Origin of the sequence: Halomonas sp. GXIMD04776, assembly GCF_049808615.1 — a bacterium.
In the GTDB taxonomy this organism is placed as follows: domain Bacteria; phylum Pseudomonadota; class Gammaproteobacteria; order Pseudomonadales; family Halomonadaceae; genus Modicisalibacter.
This window is the reverse complement of record NZ_JBNCAN010000066.1, coordinates 1-840: the sequence shown is the minus strand read 5'-3', so window position 1 is coordinate 840 and position 840 is coordinate 1. Positions and strand designations below refer to the sequence as shown.

General features: G+C 53.8%; 2 tRNA genes and 1 rRNA gene. All 3 read right to left on the bottom strand.

Going from position 1 to position 840, the window contains the following annotated elements:
- Positions 1 to 213: 213 nt before the first annotated feature.
- Positions 214 to 289: transfer RNA gene (locus ACPF7Z_RS19410), tRNA-Ala, on the bottom strand.
- Positions 290 to 490: 201 nt separating this feature from the next.
- A tRNA-Ile gene (locus tag ACPF7Z_RS19405) sits at positions 491 to 567 on the bottom strand.
- 203 nt (positions 568 to 770) lie between these two features.
- Positions 771 to 840 (bottom strand): 16S ribosomal RNA (locus ACPF7Z_RS19400); the annotation flags it as partial.

Below are 840 nucleotides of genomic sequence, written 5' to 3'. Positions count from 1 at the left end.
GCTTGACCATATAACCCCAAGGGGTCTGGTCGCGATTCAACATTGCCGGATACGCTTGAGTCGTATCTCTTACACTTTGTCAGCTTGATTCATGTTGTTAAAGAGCCACTGTTCGATGAACAGTGATAAACCCACCCGACGGTAGGCTTATCACTGGCCACGACATATTGATTGACTGTTGGGACACCACAGGAAATTGAACAGGTCACGAGATGGTGGAGCCTAGCGGGATCGAACCGCTGACCTCCTGCGTGCAAGGCAGGCGCTCTCCCAGCTGAGCTAAGGCCCCTTTTAGCAACACCTCGGTGCGAAAGGGTATTTTGGTCAAAGCAAGACATTTTTGTGACGTGGCACCTACTATGCGAGTCACAAAATAACGCAGCTTTGGCTAAAATTGGTGGGTCTGGGCAGACTCGAAGGACCCCGGCAACCTCACCCTCTTCTTTATTTCACCCCAGGGGGTGCACCCTAATCAACGGAGCGAGAAGAATGGTGGGTCTGGGCAGACTCGAACTGCCGACCTCACCCTTATCAGGGGTGCGCTCTAACCAACTGAGCTACAGACCCGGTCGTGTGTAACTGCTCACAGGAATAGAACACGCCGGTCGGCCGACCTCACCCCGCTCTTTACCCAAGGGCAGGGGATGCGCGCTCACCAACTGAGCGACAGACCCGGCTTTCCCACCGTCAGGATCCGCTCCCAAACAGTCATTGCTCTATTTGATCAGGTAATTGATGTGAGCACTTGCCAGGACACAGTGATCGTCGATTAAGGAGGTGATCCAGCCGCAGGTTCCCCTACGGCTACCTTGTTACGACTTCACCCCAGTCATGAACCAC